The organism is uncultured Ferrovibrio sp., assembly GCF_937960835.1.
Taxonomy (GTDB): Bacteria; Pseudomonadota; Alphaproteobacteria; order Ferrovibrionales; family Ferrovibrionaceae; genus Ferrovibrio.
This window is the reverse complement of record NZ_CALGPC010000015.1, coordinates 269193-287660: the sequence shown is the minus strand read 5'-3', so window position 1 is coordinate 287660 and position 18468 is coordinate 269193. Positions and strand designations below refer to the sequence as shown.

At 60.4% G+C, this 18468-nt stretch carries 18 protein-coding genes; 7 read left to right on the top strand and 11 right to left on the bottom strand.

The window, feature by feature from the left end:
- Positions 1 to 17: 17 nt before the first annotated feature.
- Positions 18 to 1424 carry an NAD(P)-dependent oxidoreductase gene (locus Q0603_RS15480; protein ID WP_298727239.1) on the bottom strand — a complete coding sequence of 469 codons (1407 nt, stop codon included), beginning with the start codon at positions 1422 to 1424 and terminating at the stop codon, positions 18 to 20.
- A 257-nt stretch (positions 1425 to 1681) separates the two neighbouring features.
- On the opposite strand from Q0603_RS15480, the gene Q0603_RS15475 reads away from it, so the two are divergent.
- The gene (locus Q0603_RS15475; RefSeq protein ID WP_298727238.1) at positions 1682 to 2413 is read left to right on the top strand and encodes a TetR/AcrR family transcriptional regulator; all 732 of its coding nucleotides are present in this window, start codon (positions 1682 to 1684) and stop codon (positions 2411 to 2413) included.
- A gap of 151 nt (positions 2414 to 2564) precedes the next feature.
- Positions 2565 to 4016, top strand: coding sequence for a dihydropyrimidinase (hydA, locus tag Q0603_RS15470; RefSeq protein ID WP_298727237.1), 1452 nt, complete (start codon positions 2565 to 2567; stop codon positions 4014 to 4016).
- Between the two features lie 22 nt (positions 4017 to 4038).
- On the opposite strand, the gene ligD is transcribed toward hydA, so the two are convergent.
- Positions 4039 to 6561 carry a DNA ligase D gene (gene ligD, locus Q0603_RS15465; protein WP_298727236.1) on the bottom strand — a complete coding sequence of 841 codons (2523 nt, stop codon included), beginning with the start codon at positions 6559 to 6561 and terminating at the stop codon, positions 4039 to 4041.
- Positions 6562 to 6564: 3 nt separating this feature from the next.
- Positions 6565 to 7506 (bottom strand): Ku protein, encoded by a 942-nt coding sequence (locus Q0603_RS15460; protein WP_298727235.1) that lies wholly within the window; start codon positions 7504 to 7506, stop codon positions 6565 to 6567.
- A 302-nt stretch (positions 7507 to 7808) separates the two neighbouring features.
- Here Q0603_RS15460 and Q0603_RS15455 point away from each other — a divergent pair, with 302 nt between their 5' ends.
- Positions 7809 to 8024 (top strand): NepR family anti-sigma factor, encoded by a 216-nt coding sequence (locus Q0603_RS15455; RefSeq protein WP_298727234.1) that lies wholly within the window; start codon positions 7809 to 7811, stop codon positions 8022 to 8024.
- A gap of 110 nt (positions 8025 to 8134) precedes the next feature.
- Here Q0603_RS15455 and Q0603_RS15450 read toward each other — a convergent pair whose 3' ends face one another.
- A complete protein-coding gene (locus Q0603_RS15450; protein WP_298727233.1) occupies positions 8135 to 8917 on the bottom strand; it encodes a response regulator in 783 nt (260 codons plus the stop codon).
- A 211-nt stretch (positions 8918 to 9128) separates the two neighbouring features.
- Here Q0603_RS15450 and Q0603_RS15445 point away from each other — a divergent pair, with 211 nt between their 5' ends.
- On the top strand, positions 9129 to 9716 hold the full coding sequence (locus Q0603_RS15445; protein ID WP_298727232.1) for a sigma-70 family RNA polymerase sigma factor: 588 nt from the start codon (positions 9129 to 9131) through the stop codon (positions 9714 to 9716).
- 8 nt (positions 9717 to 9724) lie between these two features.
- Positions 9725 to 10336: a histidine kinase dimerization/phosphoacceptor domain -containing protein gene (locus tag Q0603_RS15440; RefSeq protein WP_298727231.1), complete on the top strand. Its 612-nt coding sequence runs from the start codon at positions 9725 to 9727 to the stop codon at positions 10334 to 10336.
- Positions 10337 to 10381: 45 nt separating this feature from the next.
- Here Q0603_RS15440 and Q0603_RS15435 read toward each other — a convergent pair whose 3' ends face one another.
- The 5 genes from Q0603_RS15435 to rpsU form a co-directional block, all read right to left on the bottom strand.
- Complete coding sequence (locus Q0603_RS15435) at positions 10382 to 10870, bottom strand: sigma-70 family RNA polymerase sigma factor (RefSeq protein WP_298727230.1); 489 nt, start codon at positions 10868 to 10870, stop codon at positions 10382 to 10384.
- A 359-nt stretch (positions 10871 to 11229) separates the two neighbouring features.
- On the bottom strand, positions 11230 to 12084 hold the full coding sequence (locus tag Q0603_RS15430) for an SDR family oxidoreductase (protein ID WP_298727229.1): 855 nt from the start codon (positions 12082 to 12084) through the stop codon (positions 11230 to 11232).
- Between the two features lie 15 nt (positions 12085 to 12099).
- Positions 12100 to 13266: a zinc-dependent alcohol dehydrogenase gene (locus Q0603_RS15425; protein ID WP_298727228.1), complete on the bottom strand. Its 1167-nt coding sequence runs from the start codon at positions 13264 to 13266 to the stop codon at positions 12100 to 12102.
- A 155-nt stretch (positions 13267 to 13421) separates the two neighbouring features.
- On the bottom strand, positions 13422 to 15062 hold the full coding sequence (locus Q0603_RS15420; protein WP_298727227.1) for a PAS-domain containing protein: 1641 nt from the start codon (positions 15060 to 15062) through the stop codon (positions 13422 to 13424).
- Positions 15063 to 15251: 189 nt separating this feature from the next.
- Positions 15252 to 15458 carry a 30S ribosomal protein S21 gene (rpsU, locus tag Q0603_RS15415; protein ID WP_298727226.1) on the bottom strand — a complete coding sequence of 69 codons (207 nt, stop codon included), beginning with the start codon at positions 15456 to 15458 and terminating at the stop codon, positions 15252 to 15254.
- Positions 15459 to 15676: 218 nt separating this feature from the next.
- Between rpsU and def the strand changes: the two genes are divergently transcribed.
- Together def and Q0603_RS15405 are read left to right on the top strand one after the other, a co-directional pair.
- The gene (gene def, locus Q0603_RS15410) at positions 15677 to 16219 is read left to right on the top strand and encodes a peptide deformylase (RefSeq protein ID WP_298727225.1); all 543 of its coding nucleotides are present in this window, start codon (positions 15677 to 15679) and stop codon (positions 16217 to 16219) included.
- Entirely contained in the window at positions 16216 to 16851 is a 636-nt protein-coding gene (locus Q0603_RS15405; protein ID WP_298727224.1) for a COQ9 family protein, read from the top strand. The genes def and Q0603_RS15405 overlap by 4 nt, the downstream gene beginning before the upstream one ends.
- A 1-nt stretch (position 16852) precedes the next feature.
- Here Q0603_RS15405 and Q0603_RS15400 read toward each other — a convergent pair whose 3' ends face one another.
- Entirely contained in the window at positions 16853 to 17233 is a 381-nt protein-coding gene (locus Q0603_RS15400; RefSeq protein ID WP_298727223.1) for a hypothetical protein, read from the bottom strand.
- Between the two features lie 148 nt (positions 17234 to 17381).
- A complete protein-coding gene (locus Q0603_RS15395; protein WP_298727222.1) occupies positions 17382 to 18467 on the bottom strand; it encodes a 5-(carboxyamino)imidazole ribonucleotide synthase in 1086 nt (361 codons plus the stop codon).
- Position 18468 lies beyond the last annotated feature (1 nt).

Sequence of the window (18468 nt, the reverse complement as noted above, 5' to 3'; positions counted from 1 at the left end):
GGTCTTCCTCCTGCGCCTTAAGCAGCGGCCTTCTGGCGCATCGCCACGTCGATCGACAGGGCGGCAACCTTGCCGGCCTGCACGGCTGCGACCGTGAGGTCCTGGTCGCCGGCAACGCAATCGCCGCCCGCCCAGACATTGTCGAGCGACGTGCGGCCTTCCGCGTTGGCAGCGATGCGGCCGTTCTTCAGCACCAGCAGGTCGCGGCCATCCTCACGCAGCGGATCGGGCAGAAAAACCTGGCCAATGGCCTTGAACACCATGTCGGCGGCCAGCGCGAAGGTCTCACCCGTGCCGGTCAGGCGACCATCGGCGTCGAGCCGCGTATATTCGAATACCGCCTGCCGCACATGGCCGCCGTGGCCTTCCAGGCGCAGAGGCTGGGCCCAGTGGCGCACGATGACGCCATTCTCCTTGGCGAAGGATTGCTCATGGCCGGTCGCGCTCATCGCCTCGGGGCCGCGCCGGTAGACCAGCGTGACTTCCTCAGCACCAAGACGCCTGGCCTGCACCGCAGCGTCGATGGCCGTATTGCCGCCACCGATCACCACCACGCGCCGCCCGATTGGCAGCGTGGCGAAATCCTTCGCCAGTCGGATCTGCGCGATGTAGTTCACGGCGTTGAACACACCAGCCAGGTCTTCCCCCTCGCAATCCAGGCTTTTGACCGCAGCAAGTCCGATGCCGAGGAAGACGGCGTCATAGTCTCGGCGCAGGCTGCTGAGGAAAATATCGCGGCCCAGTACCGTGCTGGTCTGCACCGTGATGCCTCCGATTCCGAGGATGAAATCTATCTCGCGGCCGGCATAATCATGCGGCACCTTATATTCGGCAATGCCGGTGGCGTTGAGACCACCGAGATGCGGCTGCGCCTCGAAGATGGTGACCGCATGGCCCAGCATGGCCAGCCGATGCGCGCAGGCAAGCCCCGCCGGCCCGCCGCCGACGACGGCAATACGTTTTCCGGTAGCCGCGGCACGCCGAAATGGATGCTCGTTCGCGGGCGTGCCGTGATCGGTGGCATAGCGCTGCAGCAAGCCAATCCGGATCGGATTGCCATCCTCGGCATTGCGCACGCAAGCCTGCTCGCAAAGGATTTCGGTGGGGCAGACGCGGGCGCAGGAGCCGCCGAAGATGTTCTGCTCGTAAATGCGCAGGGCGGCGCCCGCCGTATTTTCGGTTGTGATCTTGCGGATGAAACCGGGGATATCGATCCCGGTCGGGCAGGCTTCCATGCAGGGCGCGTCATAGCAAAAGTAGCAGCGGTTGGCCTCAACCAGCGCCGTCTGCCGTTCCAGCGGTAGTACAGCGTCATCGAAGTTGATCCGGTACTGCTCGGAAGGGAGACGTCCCGCGCGGATATCCGGGGCAGGGCTATCCGTGGCGGCAAAATCCTGATCTCCTGCGTTACGCCCATTCGCCATGACCTGCTCCCCTTAGGTCCTGTGCTGCACGGTACTCACGCAATGTGCCTCGCAAGAAAGATGCCGATCTCTGCGATTGCTGCAGCCTCATTCTTGCCTTGCGAACGAGAGGCTAGGATTTTCCTGACCGAATGGTCAAGACAAGATTATGAAGGATGCGCGAAAGCGCTTTGACACTGGGTTTCACTCCGCATAGAGAATTGCCTTGCCTCTATGCACTTGCCCGCCGGATGGGCAGAAGCGGATGGAAGGACACAATGACCGCGCGCGACGCAACGAAGCGGCAGACGAAAACAGCAACCGGGAAACAGCGGCGCAGCCAAGCTGCGCTGGGCAACAGAGAAGCCGGAGCCATCCGTAGGCGGAATGTAGAAAAGATTCTGAAGGCAGCAGAATCTGTCTTTGCAAAGAAGGGCTTCGCCGGCGCCAGTACAGCAGAAATCGCGCGCAAGGCCGGCGTTCCGAAAGCGAACCTGCACTATTATTTCCGCACCAAGCAGGATCTCTACGCGAGTGTGCTGGACGCCATTCTAGAGGTATGGCTCGATGCGTTGGATGAAGAGATCGTTGCGGAAGCCGATCCGGCAACGGCTTTCGCGAGATATATCGAGCGCAAGATGCAGGCTTCGCGGCAATCGCCTGAACCGTCACGGCTTTGGGCCATTGAGGTGATCGGCGGCGCCCGCCATGTGCAGCCCTTCTTGCGCAACCGGCTGCGCCGAGTCGTGAAGGAAAAAAGCCGGGTCATCGAGGACTGGATTGCCGCCGGGAAGCTGAAGCCGGTTGATCCGGCGCATCTGCTTTTCGTCATCTGGGCGATGACGCAGACCTATGCTGATTTTTCAGCACAGATTGCGGCTGTCCTGGATCGAAAGGACCTGAACGATAGCGTCTTCGCCTCTGCGACAAATACGATTACCACGCTGATTCTCAACGGGCTCGGCGCCAAGCCGCTTGCGGCGGCAACGAAGATTTCGCGTCGGCGCTGAGGTTTTTCGCAAGCGCTGCTGAAAATCCGTGCACGGCGCTGATGCTTTGCGCAGTCATCGTTTGCGTCTGTGTGCCCGCGACGATTTTCTTGACCGATCGGTCAGGCCGTGCGTGAATGGCATCGTCATCGATAGCAGGGCGGAGGCTGAGATGAGTGTGCTGGTGCGCGGTGGAACCATCGTCAATGCGGATTGCAGCCAGCGTGGCGATGTGCTCATCGAAGGAGGAATCATCAAGGCGGTCGGCGAAAATCTCGCTCCCCCCAGCGGCGCGGAGATCATCGATGCCGGGGGCGCATATGTGATGCCGGGCGGCATTGATCCGCATACCCATATGGAATTGCCCTTCATGGGGACGGTGGCATCGGAGGACTTCTTCACAGGCACCACCGCGGCGGCGGCTGGCGGCACGACGATGATCATCGACTTCATCATTCCCAACCCGCAAGAAAACCTTCTCGAAGCCTACAAGAAGTGGCGCGGCTGGGCGGAGAAGGCGGCTACCGATTACAGCTTTCATGTCGCCGTGACCTGGTGGGATGAATCGGTTCATCGCGATATGGGAACGCTGGTCACCGAACACGGCGTCAACAGCTTCAAGCATTTCATGGCCTATAAGAACGCCATCATGTGCGAGGACGAGGTGCTGGTAAACAGCTTCCTGCGGGCTCGTGAACTCGGCGCGCTCTGCACCGTGCATGCTGAAAACGGCGAGCTTGTTTTCCATCTGCAGCGGGAAATCCTCAAGCTCGGCATCACCGGTCCCGAGGGGCATCCCTTGTCGCGGCCGCCCGAGGTGGAAGGGGAAGCAGCCAACCGGGCGATCCGCATTGCCCAGGTGCTCAAGGTGCCGCTCTACATCGTTCACAATTCCTGCAAGGAATCGGTCGAAGCGATCATCCGCGCTCGTAATGAAGGGCAGCGCGTCTTCGGCGAGGTGCTGGCCGGTCACCTGCTGATCGACGACAGCGTTTACCGCAATCCGGATTTCGATACGGCGGCAGCCTATGTCATGAGCCCGCCTTTCCGGGCCAGGGAGCATCAGCGGGCATTGTGGCGTGCCTTGCAGGCGGGCCATCTGCAGACCACGGCCACAGATCACTGCTGCTTCTGCGCCGACCAGAAGGCCGTCGGCCGCAACGATTTCACAAAAATCCCGAACGGCACCGGCGGCGTGGAAGACCGTATGCATGTGCTATGGCATCACGGTGTCAACAAAGGGCGACTGACGCCGAACGAGTTTGTCGCGATCACCTCGGCCAATGCGGCCAAGATCTTCAATCTCTATCCGCGCAAGGGCGTGATCCAGCCTGGCGCCGATGCCGACCTCGTCGTCTGGGACCCGAAGAAGACGCGCAAGATCTCGGCCAAGACCCATCACCAGAAGATTGACTTCAACATCTTCGAGGGGATGGAAGTCGAAGGCATCAATGTGGTGACCATTTCTCAGGGCAAGATTGTCTACAAGGATGGCGATGTGCGCACCACGCGAGGCGCAGGCCGCTACATCAACCGCCCGCCTTTCGCGCCTTATTACGACGCCTTGATCAGGAAGGCCGAGCTGGAACGGCCAAAGCCTGTTTTGCGCAGCGCTGCGGAGTGAGAGGCGGGAATAGACAACCACTTTACGGCTCGATGCCCAGGGCCCTGAGGGCGGAGACCTTCAGCCTCTGCCTGGTCTCGGCATAGCCCTCCCAGGGATCGGCCTTGCCGATCTGCTTCCTGGCATTGGCGACGGTGATCTCGTTGGCGGCTTTGAACCGTCGCAGGCTTTTCCAGGTCACAGGCCAGGCCACCGGCGCGTCTTCGCGGGCACGGGGCGAGTAGGGCGCGATCGCGGTCGAGCCGCGTTCATTGCGGAAGTGGTCGACAAAGATGCGCCCGGTGCGCCGACTCTTGCTCATCGTGGCGACATATCGATCCGGGTCCTCTTCGGCGATCCGTTCCGCCAGAGCGCCGCAGAAGGCTTTCACCACGGGCCATTCATATTGGCACCGGATCGGGGCTACGATATGAACTCCCTTGCCGCCGGTCAGCAGGGGGAAGCTGACCAGGCCGAGCGCGTCGAGAACATCCCGGACGAGAAGGGCTCCCACCTTGACGGACTCAAAGTCAACCGAGGGATCGGGATCGAGATCGAACACGATCCGGTCCGGCTTTTCGATATCGTCAATATGCGATCCCCAGATATGGAATTCCAGGACGCCGATCTGCGCCGCGGCGATCAGGCCGCGCAGGTCGGACAGATAGAGATATTCCTTCGTTCCGCCTTTGCGCTCGCGGATGCGCAGCCGCTTCAGCTCTTCCGGGAAGCCGGCGCCGCCATGGCGCTGGAAAAAGCATTGCTTCCGGTGACCGTCCGGACAGCGCACTAGGCTGATCAGGCGATTGGCCGCATGCGGTAGCAGGCGTGGTGCCACCATCTCCAGATAGCTGGCCAAGTCCTGCTTGGTGATGCCCTGCTCGTGATACAGCACCTTGTCGGGATGGGAGAGACGGATCCCAGCAAGCTTGACCATGTCCAGATCATCTGCCACCGCGGTCACCTCCTCCAGATCCTTGGGAACCTCCCGAATCACGGTGGCCGCTGGCTTATCTTCCCGCAGGCCGACAAATCGCCCTTGGCGAATCAGGCCATCGCGGGTGAATTCCGCGAATTCAATCTGCGCCACCAGTTCGGGTTTCACCCAATGGGCATTGCGGGTAATCGCGCGCGGAATACCGGTAACGGCAGGCTTATCCCTGGCCAGGGATTTGAGCCGCTTGGCCAGGCTTGCAAGTACCTCGTCGCTGAAGCCAGATCCGGCTTTGCCGGCATAGCGCAGTTTCCCATCCTCATGGACGCCAAGCAGAATCGAGGAGAAGGGGCGGCTGGTTGTCGAGGGCGCCCAGCCGATGACGACAAATTCCTGCTCGCGGTCGCATTTGATCTTGAGCCAAGAGCGCCCCCGGCCTACGGGATAGGAGGCTGTGGCCCGTTTGGCGATGATCCCTTCAAAGCCTGAGGAGCATAGCTGATCGAGGACTTCGCGGCCCGCTTCTTCGACATGGTCGGTGTAGAAGACCGGTCCTTGGCGCCCGGCATCTCCCAGCAGGGCCTGAAGCCGGCGTTTCCGCTCTGTCAGGGGGCGTTTCCTCAGATCTTTTCCGCCATCGATCAGAAGGTCGAAAACGAAGTAGGAAAGGTTCCGCCCGCCCGATTTGAGCGATGCCTGCAGATCGCCGAAACTGGCGCGCCCCTCAGAATCGATGGCGACGACCTCGCCATCGAGCAGAACTGCATCGAGATTCAGTTCAGCAACGGCGCGGGCAACGCTGGAGAATCGGTCCGTCCAGTCATGACCGTTGCGGGTATATATGCGCACATCGTCGCCCGAGGCGGCAGTGATGGCGCGATAGCCATCGAGTTTGACCTCGAAGAGCCAGTCTTTCCCTTCGGGAACTTCATCGACCAGCGTTGCCAAAGCGGGATTGAGGAAAGCGGGAAGGGTGCGGTTTTTGCGTTTCCCAGCCTTCGATTTGCGCGCCGTGCTTTTGCCGTTGTCCCTGTTGGAATGCCACACTTCCTTGGCAGTGGAGATCTTGGCAAGATCGCGCCCGGTCGCCACGCTGGTGGTTTCCTCTGCCGTGACGTCAAAATCCGGATCGGCGGCTTCGTCGTCATGCTTAATCAGCAGCCAGTTGTCATGCTTCTCGGCATCTTTACCGCGGAAGCGCACCAACGCCCATTGGCCTTTGAGCCGGCGGCCGTGGATGTTGAACACCAGCTTGCCTTTGGCCAGGCCCTGCCGGGCTGAGCCAACCGGCTCCCATGTTCCTTCATCCCACAGCATGACCGTCCCTGCGCCGTAATTGCCGCGCGGAATGTTGCCCTCGAAAGAGATGTAATCCATCGGGTGGTCTTCCGTCCGGACGGCAAGCCGCCGCTGTGACGGATCAAGGCTTGGGCCTCGCGTTATCGCCCAGCTTTTCAATACGCCATCCAGCTCCAGCCGCAGATCGTAATGCAGACGACGGGCGTCGTGCTTCTGGATGGCATACAGCAGGCGGCCCTTGGATGGAGCGCCGCCCTCCGGTTCCGGGGTCTCGGTGAAGCGCCGCTTCTGCCGGTACGTCTGGAGAGGATCGCTACTCTGCCGGGCAGGCATGAATCAGCTCGCCTGCCGACGGCTTCCGTTTTTCTGCGCCGAGGTCGTCTTCTCCGCATTCTTGACGCTTCGCTTCAGCGCATCGACCAGATTGATGATCTTGGCGCCTTCCCTGAGCTCATCCTCCTCGACCTGGACCGGTTTGCGGTGCTTCCGCTTCGCCTCGATCAGATCCCTCAGGGCGTCGGTGTAATTATCCTTGAAGCGTTGCGGATCGAAAGGTGCGGTCTTTCGCTCGATCAGTTCCTTGGCAAGTGACAGCAATTCCTTGTCGGCGCTGACCTCGGCAACGTCGGCAAAGAATGGAGCCGCCTTGCGCACCTCGTCGGCGAAGCGCAGGGTCTCCAGCAACAGGCCGCTGCCGCAGGGTTTGATTGCTGCCACATATTCGCGTCCCCGCATGACGAATTGGCCGAGCCCGATCCGGCCTGAGCCGCGTAGCGCATCGCGCATCACGCCATAGGCCTCTTCGGCCAGATCGCCGTCAGGCACGACATAATAGGGACGATCGAACCAGATCGGGTCGACTTCACGCTGATCGACAAACTGGATCAGATCGAGGGTTTTCTTCGCCTCAATTTTTAGGGAATCGATCTCGTCAGGCTCAAGCAGCACATAGCTGCCTTTGGCCACCTCGAAGCCTTTGACGATCTCGTCGGTATCTACCGGCCCCAGGCCCGGCACGACTTTCTGGTAGCGGATGCGCTTGCCCGAGGGCTCGTGAACCTGGTGAAAACTGATCTGGGCGCCGGATTTGGTCGCCGGAAACAGCTTCACGGGAACCGAGACGAGAGCCAAGCGCAGATTGCCGCTCCACAGCGGCCGGGTTCCTGCCACGGCCTCGCTGCCATGCTTTTTCTTTGCCTCATCAGTACCCGGTTTACGGGTGCGGCGGCGGGTGGAGGTCTTGGTTGTTTGAGATTTCGCTGCTTTCTTCTTTGCCATGGCACCGCACTTTTTCGCTGTCTACCTGCAAAAACAGCGATTTATGCCCGGAAGTTCCGTGATTTTGGGCGAAGGCGCGAAGAAAGCGGCAAATTAAGGCAAAATTTTTACGAGAGCGGGAAACTTTTTAAAACTCGCTGTGTTTTTTCGTTGTCTGATGCAGGCAGGGCAGTGGTGGGCGTTGCGCCGGTCAGAAGTCACAGTTGATATGAAGCTTTCAAGACCTAGCTTGTCAGCGGTGTTATGATACTGCCTTCTGGATGCGCCCGGCGTTTCGAGAGGTCTCAACAAGAGGATCAAGTATGAGTGATTCAGAGGAAAGGGCGGCCCGTACGTCCCGCAAGTCGACACCGGTGGGAAGCATGGCTCCGGAGGCGCCGGATAATGCGAATGTCGATTGGCTTGGGCGCAGTCTCAAGCAGCTCTTTGAGGATATCGCCAAAGAGCCGATCCCGCAGCGGATCATGGACAAGCTCAAGGAGCTCGACGCCAGGGAAGAGGGCAAGCACGAAGCATAAGCCGTCATCCTCAATGATTTACTGCACTTCGTTGGAAAGAAAGGGCGCCAAATTATTGCGCCCTTAAAACCTGCTCGGATGACTCTAAGAAGTCATTTTCAGTCGTCTCGTCAGCAGGGCGCCATGAACAGCGCCCGGTTGACTGCCCGCTTGACGACGTCCGGCTGGTAGGGTTTTGGCAGCAGGATTGTAACCTCTGGCTTGTTGATCACGATCAGCCGCTCCGGATAGGCGGTAATAAAGATCGTGGGTACCGCCCGCTCGGAACAGATTTCTCGCACAGCGTCAACGCCTGAGCTTTCATTGGCCAATTCAATATCGGCCAGGATGAGACTCGGCGTGTGATATTGCGCTGTGCGTACGGCTTCTTCACGGGTGGCTGCAACGGGCAGAACGTTGTGGCCCAGCTCGCGCAGAATGATTGAGAGATCGCAAGCCACCAGGGCTTCATCCTCAATGATCAGGATGTCGGCATAGATGGAGTTGAGTATCTCCTTGCCGGCGGCCGTGATCAAATCGCTGACATTCCGCTCGCTGCGATTCAGGACATAAGCGATCTCCGAGAAGGAGAGATCTTCCAGAGCATGCAGCAGAATGGCATGCCGATAATCCAGCGGAAGCTTGGCGAGGCAGCGATGAGCCGTGCGAAGATGACCTTTGCTTAGCATGAACTGCTCGCCGGCCTCAACGCGTTCCGATGCGCAGAGTTCATAGAGTAGACGGTAAAGCTCGATCCTGATGGGACGCTCACCAAGTAAAGCAGGGTAATCCAGAAGACGTTCGACAGCGCGATATACATAGGCATCTGCGACATGGCTATCGCCGCAAGCCGCACGAGCATAACGCCGCAGATAAGGAATTTCGTGGGTAATCGCCTTGGTGATGCTAGCCATGGCCCTCTCCTGTAACGGCAGCCCCAAGTAACGGCTACTCAGGATCGCACTTAGATCGGCGATTGTAAAATATTAGATCGACGCCGGGAACGAACCACCCTGAGGAAACGTTTATTCCTCGGTCATACAATCGCCATTCTTTTCGCGTCTTATCCCCATGCCGTGCAGTCTGCAGTGAGGTATCGCGGCTCCTCTTTCCTAAAGGTGTCCATTGGCCTCGAAACTCGACTTCAGAACTGTATTGCTCAACGAAATCCCCGCCCTGCGGGCATGGGCCCACTCCCTATGTCACAATCGCGATCTTGCCGACGACTTGATTCAGGAAACCCTGACAAAAGCCTGGGCAAATCGCGATGCATTCGCACTCGGCACCAGCATGCGCGCATGGTTGTATACCATCCTGCGCAATACGTACTATAACCTGCTTCGCCAGAAGCGGCGCGAGGTGCCTGATGTTGATGGCAAACACGCCGAAACTATGACGGCGCCGCCATCACAGCAGGCCCGTCTGGAACTTCAGGAAGTCGCGCAAGCGTTGCACAAACTGCCGCTCAAGCAGCGTGAAGTTCTAGTGCTGATCGGTGCCAGCGGTCTTTCCTACGAAGAAGCCGCAATGATCTGCGGCTGCAGTATCGGAACGATCAAAAGCCGTCTATCCCGCGCCCGCCAGGCGATGCTGCAAATGCTGGAAGGCCAGGATGCTGGAAGCCGTCGGCCGGTGCCGGTGGAAAACCTTCGCGGAACCTTGGCAGTCGTCCTGAAAGAGCAGGGCGACAAGATGATCGGCCCGGGCGACTGACAACAAGCATGGTTGATGACGAGGCCGAGCGGATTGCCCATCACAAAATCCGTAATAACCTGCAAATCGTTTCAAGTCTGATCAATCTCCAGCTTCACGCAAGCGTGGAGCCGTCAGCCCGTTCCGCTCTCAGCGCCGTCCAGCAGCGGATTCATGCCCTCGCGATGATCCATTACGATCTTCCGGAGGCAGGAACGCTTCAGGAAGTGGATTTGGGCAAGCTGTTGCCTGCCTTCTGCCGCCGCCTGCAATCCATGGTGTCGACGGAAGACAGAGAGATAGAAATCACCTCGATGATTACCCCGGCGACGGCACCGTCCGGTCGCGCGGTGGTTCTTGCGATGCTGATCGCCGAGATTGTCGCTCATCTCGTGCAGCACGGCCTGAGCGGATCAGACAAGGGCTGGATCCTGGTCCAGCTGCTTCCGCGCGAAGACGGCGGGTTCGGTTTTTCCATTCTCTGTGAGGGCGCGGGAACCGGCGTGGCATTGGAAAGCGACACGCTCAAGTCCCGGATCGTCGGCAGCTATGTGCGCCAGCTCAAGGGGGAGCTGACTCATATTTCCAACGGTCAGGCCAGCGGTCTGCAGATCGAGTTCCCATCCCTGGTCGGGGCGTAAAATAGAGCTGCCGGCTATCTGTCGAGCCGATAGACGCGGCTTTAGCTAGTTCACGCCGTTCAGCATCGATTTCTTAAGCTTGTTGCGGGCACGAGCCAGGCGGCTGCGGATCGTGCCGGTGGGGCAACCGCAGATCGCTGCAGCCTCTTCATAGGAATAGCCTTCGGCTGCCACCAGCATCAGCACCTCACGCTGATCCTTGCGCAGGGATCGCATGGCGGAGGCCAGTTCCTCCAGGCTAGCATCATCGTCCTGCTTGGGCAGGATGGCGGGATGACTGATCGGCGGAACATCGTCCAGCGGGATGTTCGAGCGGTGCCGCCGGACCTGGTCGATATGATGATGCCGCATGATCGTAAACAGCCAGGCACGGAAGTTGGTGCCGGATGCGTAAAGATTGGCCCGCGCCAAAGCGCGCACCGCCACCTCCTGCACGAGGTCCTCCGCATTGTGATGATCGCGAGTCAGCCGCAACGCAAAAACCTTCATTGCGGGCAGGGCGCTGACGAGAAGGTCGTTGATCTGATTGGGCATTGGATCCCTGCTGGTATGCACTGTCTGCTGCCTGCCAAGGTTGCATTCAGCATGACCCCAAGCGCGGGATCGCCGCTAGGGAGAATTAGGCGATAAAACTGTGACAAAGATCAGACGGCCCACTGCTTCGGCAGTGGGAGGTGCGGTGAACTGCGATTATTGCGACTCATACCTGAAGCTGTCCCCGCCTCAGTTTCGTTACATCACCAGGCCAAGGGCACCAAGAACCAGGACGAGGAAAGCCCCGTCGCGCATGATTGCTGTAAGACTTGTCATGACTTGGCCTTCTATCGCAATTGCTCACTGCTTCTTTAACGCCGGGGAACCGGGAGCGGTTCCACTCGTCTTGAAGTACGGCCTCAGGCCGTAAACGAGCCGCCGTTGGGATGCAGGATCTGCCCGGTCATGAATGTGGCATCCGCACTGGCCAGAAAGATGTAGCAAGGGGCAATTTCATCAGCCTCCGCCGCGCGGCCCATGGGATTGTCGGTCCCGAATTCGGCGACGCGTTCCGGGCTGAAGGACGCCGGGATCAGCGGCGTCCATACCGGACCGGGGGCGACGCCATTTACCCGGATGCCATCCTTCACCAGGGCCTGGGCCAGCGAACGCGTAAAGGCAACGATGGCACCCTTGGTGGAGGAATAGTCGATCAGCGTCGGATTGCCGCGAAATGCCGTGACTGAGGTGGTGTTGACGATGGCGGCGCCGTGCCCCAGATGCGGCAGCGCGGCCTGCGTGAGAAAGAAGATCGAGAAGATGTTGCTGCCGAAGGTTGCGCGAAGCTGATCCTCGGGAATGTCGGTCAGGCTCTGGGCGACATGCTGCTCGGCAGCATTGTTGACCAGTATATCCAGTCTGCCGAAAGTTTCGATCACCTGCTTAACGAGTCTGAAGCAGGTTTCACGGTCGGAAATATCGCCGGCATATCCTTTGCCGCGTACGCCAGCCGCCTTGATCAGGCGTTCGGCTTCGCGCGCATCCTCGGTTTCATCGAGATAGATGAAAGCGACATCCGCGCCTTCCTTGGCCATCGCAACCGCAACGGAGCGACCGATGCCGCTATCGCCTCCGGTGATCAGCGCCACCTTGCCTTTCAGCTTGCCCGAACCGCGGTAGTTTTCGGCCTTGTCCTGGGGCTGCGGCCGCATCTCGGTGCTGCTGCCCGGCTGATGCTCCTGGCTTTGCGGGGGACGTGTCTGCTTTTCCGACATCACTATCTCCGCCGCTTAGGCCGGAACTGTTTCCGGTTCCAGCTTGACCTTGACCCAGCCGGCCTCGCGCCGGTCGAAATTCTTGTAGGCCTCGATGACGGAAGACAGCGGTGCGATCTTCGTCAGAATGTCGGTCGGCTCAATCGCGCCGCTGCGTACGAGATCGACCAGTCCAGGCAGGTAACGCCGATGATTGCAGTTGCCCATCTTGATGGTCAGGTTCTTGTTCATCGCCATCCCAATGGGAAAATCCTTGGCATCGTCCGGATAGACGCCGATGATGCCCACCGTTCCAGCCTTGGCGACAGATTCCACACACCATTGCAGCACCTGGCTGGGGCCGTCGCCCGGTACCCATTGGCGCTGTTCTGGCCAGCCGGAGTTGTTGCCTATGGTGGGCGGCTTGATGGCGTCGATGCCAACTGCATCGATCGCGCGGTCCGGGCCAATCCCGCCGGTCAGGCCGTTGATCACTTCCACCGGGTCATCCTGGGTGAAATCGATCACTTCCGCGCCTTGCGCCCGCGCCATTTCCAGGCGATCCGGCACGCAATCGACGGCGATGATGCGATCCGCACCTTTCAGCCTGGCGCTGGCAATGGCGAATAGCCCTACCGGGCCGCAGCCATAGACCACGACCGTATCGCCCGCGGTGATCTCGGCCATTTCGGCGCCGAAATATCCGGTAGGGAAAATGTCTGACAGCATTACGGCGCTGTCATCGTCGATGTCGTCGGGCAGCTTCACCAGATTGGCGGCGGCATAGGGAATGCGGGCATATTCGGCCTGCAGCCCGTCGAACGGCCCGGTCGATTTCGGCCCACCAAAAAAGGCAGTCCCCGCCTGCGGCCCATGCGGGTTCGAATTATCGCATTGCGCCTGGTATCCCGACCGGCAATACGAGCAGTAGCCGCAGGCGATGGTGGATGGCACTACCACCCGGTCGCCGCGCCGGAAGTTGCGGACATCTTTTCCAACTTCCTCGACGATCCCCACCGCTTCATGGCCCATGATGGTGCCGGGCTGCATGTCAGGCATGGTGCCGCGCACGAAATGCAGATCGGTGCCGCAGATTGCCGAGGCGGTGATCCGCAGGATCGCATCGGATGGTGCCTGCAAGGCAGGATCGGAAACCCGATCCAGCCGGATATCGCCGATACCATGATAGACGACTGCTTTCATGACAAACTCCGCAAGCCAGGGGTGGGCGTCATCGTGGATTGGACAGCCAACCCATGCCCCATCCGATGGTTCCCCGAAATGGCGGCTCAGAAGAATACGGAGCCTTGAACAGCCCTGAGCAGGGCCTGTTCAGAAACTTTTGTGGTTTTTCAGGGTTACGGCTGCCGGCGGCTGAGCGGCAAACTGATCGTGGCGGTCGTGCCTTCGTTCGGCGCCGATTTCAGTTCGAGACTGCCGCCATGCAGTTCGGCCAGCGACTTCACCAGCGGCAGGCCGAGGCCGGTGCCCTGATGATTGCGGTTGAGTACGCCGCGCACCTGCTCGAACGGCGTCAATGCCTTGGGAATTTCGTGTTCTGCCATTCCAAGGCCGGTGTCATGCACGCTGATTTGCAGATACTCGTCAGTGACCTCGGCCGTGATCCAGGCCCGTCCGCCTGACGGCGTGAACTTCACGGCATTGCTCAGCAGATTGAGCAGCATCTGACGCACCATCCGCTCGTCGGCATGGATGAGCGGCAACTGATCGGGCAGCTCGGCTTCAAGGGAAACGCTTGCCCGCTCGGCCTGCACGCGCATCATCTCCATGCTGTCGGCAATCACCAGATGCGGGTCCAGCGCCTCGATATGCGGCTCCATTCGGCCGGCCTCGACCTTGGCGAGGTCGAGCACATCGTTGATCAGTTGCAGCAGGTGGACGCCGGATTTGCGGATATCGTCCACGTAATCGAGCTGTTTTTCCGTCAGCGGCCCGAAATAGCCGGCCAACAGGGATTCGGAGAAACCGATGATGGCGTTCAGTGGAGTCCGGAATTCATGGCTCATATTGGCAAGGAAGGCGCTCTTGGCGCGATTGGCGACCTCGGCCATTTCCTTGGCGCGCAACAGCTCGCGTTCGGTGCCCTCGCGTTCGGCGATATAGCGGGTCAGCGCTTCCGTGCGCTCGTCGATGCGGGCCTCTTGCGTATCGGCGAGTTCGCGCAGCTGATCCTGCACGCGCCGCAACTCGGTGATATCCGAATAGGATGTGACAAAGCCAACGCCTGGAACCGGCGTGCCGATGATTTCAATCACGCGGCCATTGGGACGCCGCCGCTGGAAGCGATGCGGTTGCAAACGCTCCGCCTGCGCAACACGCTGCGCCACCATATCTTCGATATCACCGGGCCCATATTCGCCGCGCTCGGCATTATGACGCATGATGGCAGCGAATGGCGTGCCTGGCTTGGTCAGATGCTCAGGCACATCCATGATCTCGCTGAAATGCCGGTTGCACAGCACTAGGTTCAGGTTTTCGTCGAACAGCGTGATGCCGTGGCTGATATTGCTGAGAACGACGTCCAGCAGGCGGTTCTTGTCGCGCAGTTCCGCTGTGCGATTCTCGACGATATGCTCCAGTTCGTCGCGCGCTTTCAGAAGCGCCAGTTCGGCCTGTTTCCGGGCGGTGATGTCGCTGTAAACGGTAATCCAGCCGCCGCCTGGCAGGGGCGTGCCGCGGATTTCGAGGATCGTGCCGTTCGGCCGCTGCCGTTCAAGCTGATGGGGCAGGAATTTCCGGCAGAGCTCCAGCCGCTCCTCCACCAGCTTGTCGATATCGCCGGGTCCGTATTCGCCGCGCTCGGCATTGATCCGCAAAAAGGCCTCGGCAGGTGTGCCGCGGGCACCAAGCTCCTTCGGAAATTCCAGCAGATCGAGATAACGGCGGTTGCAAGCCACCAGTTTCAGATCTTTGTCAAAGATGCTGATGCCTTGGTCCAGGTGATCGAGGCCCAGCAAGAGCAATGCGTCTCTATCCACGCCGGTGTACCCCTTGGGGATCCGATTTTAAGCTAATCGTCGACGGCGCAGGATTGATAAACCCCTAACACGGGCACCGTCGTCGGCGCTTTTGGCAGCGGTTCAGGATGTGCAGCGGTCAGGATGTTCTGAGCCGCATGAAAAAAGCCGCCCGAAGGCGGCTTTGATCGGGTTGGATCAGCCAGCGGCTTAGAGAGCGCCTTCGCGCTGAGCGCGCTTGCGAGCCAGCTTGCGGGCGCGACGGATGGCCTCGGCCTTCTCGCGGGCGCGACGCTCCGACGGCTTCTCGTAATGGCCGCGCAGCTTCATCTCGCGGAAGATGCCTTCACGCTGCATCTTCTTCTTCAGCGCCTTGAGGGCCTGATCGACATTGTTATCGCGCACGAGGACTTGCACGTGGGTCCCATCCTTTCGATATGGCAAAAAGAATCCGCTTCGGGGCTCAGCCCCGGCAAGTCGGGCCTTCTAGCACGGGTGCCGGGCTTTGTGAAGCGACTTCTTGCCGCGGAAGTCGCGCCCTTTATTTCCCCTAAGTGGTTCCGGCGCAACCAATATTGCCCTTGGATCGTCTGGGACGGCTTGGCCGGGGGGCCCGGCTGGCTTAGGCTTTGGGCATGGCCATACTGAAAATCGCCCGCATGGGGCATCCGGTGCTCGCCCGGCCGGCCGACCCGGTCGCGGACCCCACCGCCCCGGAAATCCGCCAATTGATCGCCGATATGGTGGAAACCATAGTCGACGCTCCGGGACAGGGGCTGGCCGCGCCCCAGGTTCATGTCCCGCTGCGGGTGGCGGTATTTCTGACCCCGCCGGAGGGGTCCGAGCAGAAGCGCGAACTGGTCACTCTGGTCAACCCGCGCTGGCGGCCTTTGGGCGGGGAGCAGGACCTAGCCTGGGAGGGCTGCCTCTCGGTGCCGGGGTTGCGGGGGCTGGTGCCGCGCTACACGCGGATCGCGTATGAGGGTATCCTGCCGGACGGCAGTACTTTGGCGCGCGAGGTGGAGGGCTGGCATGCCCGGGTGGTGCAGCATGAGCTGGACCATCTCGACGGCATTCTCTATCCGCAACGGATGACCGACCTGAAAGACCTCATCTTCGAAAGCGAGTTCAAGCATCGGGTCGCGGCAAACGGCCCCCAGCGGGAGTTGGAAGAATGAACGACGATCATCTGCTCACGCAAAAACGGAGCCTGCTTGCCGCCTTGCTCATCCATGTCCCCTTCGATGGCTGGACGTCCAAGGCTTTGGCGCAGGCGGCAAAAGATTGCGGCTACGATGCCGGGCTGGTGGCGCGCATCTTCCCCGAAGGCGCGGTGGAAGCCCTGGAATTCTGGGTGGCTGAGACCGATGCCGCCATGTTGCATGCGCTGGAAAGCCGTGACCTCATGGCCATGAAGATCCGCGAGCGGGTGAAAGCCGCTGTGATGACGCGGCTGGAACTCGTCGCGCCGCATCGCGAGGCCGTACGCCGCGCACTTACTTTGGAAGCCTTGCCGTATCACGCGCCGCGCGCCTTGCGGCAGCTTTATCGCACGGTGGATGCGATCTGGTATGCCGCCGGCGATACTGCGACCGATTTCAACTTCTACACCAAGCGGATGCTGCTGGCGGGCGTCTATGCCGCCACGCTGATGCACTGGCTGGACGACAGATCGGAAGGTTTTGCCTCGACGGCGGCCTTTCTCGACCGGCGCTTGAGCGATGTGATGCGCATTCAGTCGGCCAAGGGCAAGGTGGGCAAGCTTTTTGAACGGCTGCCCAGCCCGCTGCGCGGAATGCGGCGCGTCTGAATTAAACCGAAAGACTGAAGATCTTGCCGGCCTGGTCCAGATCGCGGACCGGGTTCGGCGCGCCGCTGGCGCCGTAATTCAGCGCGGACGGCTGCTGGTGCGGCGTTTCCGCAGACTGGGAATCGGCAAGCTGGCTGAAATTGATTTCAGAGCTACCGGACTGCTGCGCGGCATTACGTGAGGCAGGGCGCTGCTGGCTCTGCGCGTGCTGTGCAGCAGTGTAGGTCTGCGGCTGCGTGACGGTGGCGGCAGGCGAGGCGGCTTGCTGCTGCAGCACCTGCTGGAACTGCTGGACGGCACGGTTGTCAGTGCCGCTCTCAGCGGCTGTCGGCCTGAGCGCCGCAGCAGCATGGTAAGAGGCAATGCCGTGTGCCAAAGGCATTTTGTTGATCCTGTCAGCAAAGAGAAGCGCAGTTCTGCGCGATACCGGTCAATCCGTCGGTTTCCCGGCAGGCAGTTGTGGTTAATTTGTGATAACTATACTGCCTTAGGCGGGCCGCGCAAGCGGATTAGATAGTCCGACTTATCACTTATGGTTGTGGCAGGCTGCCCAAGGGGTAGAGCCGGTTCACATGGCCCATCTTCCGGCCGGGCCGGGCTTCGGTTTTCCCGTAGAGATGCAGCTTGGTTTTCGGCTCGGCCAGCAGGTCGACCCAGGCGGCGATTTCGTCGCCGATCAGATTCTCCATGACCGCATCGCAAAGCCGTTCGCCGCTGCCCAGCGGCAGGCCGCAGATCGCACGGATATGCTGCTCGAACTGCGAGGTGACGGCGGCATCGAGCGTCCAGTGGCCGGAGTTATGCACCCGCGGCGCCATTTCGTTGACCAGCAGGCGGTCGCCGCAATCGAACAGCTCGACCGCCAGCACGCCGACATAATCGAGGCCTTCGGCCAGTGTCGCGGCGATCCGTTCGGCCTCGCTGCGCAAGGCATCGCTCAAGCGTGCCGGCGCGTAGGTGCGCCAGAGAATATGGTTGCGATGGATATTCTCCACCGGTCCCCAGGAGACGATGCAACCATCTGCATTGCGCGCCAGCACGACGGAAAGCTCGCGCTGGAAGGCAACGAAACCTTCTGCGATCAGCGCATCCGATTTCAGCGCGGTGAAAGCAGCCTCAGCCTGATCGGCGCGTTCAAGCTTCACCTGTCCCTTGCCGTCATAGCCCATGCGGCGGGTCTTCAACACCAGCGGCAGGCCAAGTTCAGCAATCGCGGTTTTCAGATCCTCGACAGAAGCGACCGCACGGAACGGCGCGGTGGCTACGCCGCGCTCGTTGCAGAATGTCTTCTCAAACAAACGGTCCTGCGTGATGCGCAGAGCCTCGACGCCCGGGCGGACGGCAACCTTTTGCGCAATCGCGGCAACCGGCTCAAACGGGATATTCTCGAATTCGTACGTCACGACCGCGCAGGCGGCGGCAAAGCGCGCCATGGCATCCGCGTCGGTATAGCCGGCGCGTGTCGTATGGGCAGCGACTTCACTCGCCGGTGGATCCTGCTCCGGCGCATAGATATGGCAGCGATAGCCGAGCCGCGCGGCTGCAATGGCCAGCATGCGGCCAAGCTGGCCGCCGCCGAGAATGCCGATGGTGGAACCCGGCGCGATCGGCTGCATC

Excerpts from the sequence above, each read along its gene's own strand:
- Q0603_RS15435 (WP_298727230.1), bottom strand. The coding sequence starts at position 10,870 with ATGCCCAATCAGATCAACGACCTTCTCGTCAGCGCCCTGCCCGCAATG.
- hydA (WP_298727237.1), top strand. The coding sequence starts at position 2,565 with ATGAGTGTGCTGGTGCGCGGTGGAACCATCGTCAATGCGGATTGCAGC.
- Q0603_RS15450 (WP_298727233.1), bottom strand. The coding sequence starts at position 8,917 with ATGGCTAGCATCACCAAGGCGATTACCCACGAAATTCCTTATCTGCGG.
- Q0603_RS15430 (WP_298727229.1), bottom strand. The coding sequence starts at position 12,084 with ATGTCGGAAAAGCAGACACGTCCCCCGCAAAGCCAGGAGCATCAGCCG.
- Q0603_RS15400 (WP_298727223.1), bottom strand. The coding sequence starts at position 17,233 with ATGCCTTTGGCACACGGCATTGCCTCTTACCATGCTGCTGCGGCGCTC.
- Q0603_RS15425 (WP_298727228.1), bottom strand. The coding sequence starts at position 13,266 with ATGAAAGCAGTCGTCTATCATGGTATCGGCGATATCCGGCTGGATCGG.
- Q0603_RS15405 (WP_298727224.1), top strand. The coding sequence starts at position 16,216 with ATGAACGACGATCATCTGCTCACGCAAAAACGGAGCCTGCTTGCCGCC.
- Q0603_RS15455 (WP_298727234.1), top strand. The coding sequence starts at position 7,809 with ATGAGTGATTCAGAGGAAAGGGCGGCCCGTACGTCCCGCAAGTCGACA.
- Q0603_RS15440 (WP_298727231.1), top strand. The coding sequence starts at position 9,725 with ATGGTTGATGACGAGGCCGAGCGGATTGCCCATCACAAAATCCGTAAT.
- Q0603_RS15475 (WP_298727238.1), top strand. The coding sequence starts at position 1,682 with ATGACCGCGCGCGACGCAACGAAGCGGCAGACGAAAACAGCAACCGGG.
- ligD (WP_298727236.1), bottom strand. The coding sequence starts at position 6,561 with ATGCCTGCCCGGCAGAGTAGCGATCCTCTCCAGACGTACCGGCAGAAG.
- Q0603_RS15480 (WP_298727239.1), bottom strand. The coding sequence starts at position 1,424 with ATGGCGAATGGGCGTAACGCAGGAGATCAGGATTTTGCCGCCACGGAT.
- Q0603_RS15395 (WP_298727222.1), bottom strand. The coding sequence starts at position 18,467 with ATGCAGCCGATCGCGCCGGGTTCCACCATCGGCATTCTCGGCGGCGGC.
- Q0603_RS15460 (WP_298727235.1), bottom strand. The coding sequence starts at position 7,506 with ATGGCAAAGAAGAAAGCAGCGAAATCTCAAACAACCAAGACCTCCACC.
- def (WP_298727225.1), top strand. The coding sequence starts at position 15,677 with ATGGCCATACTGAAAATCGCCCGCATGGGGCATCCGGTGCTCGCCCGG.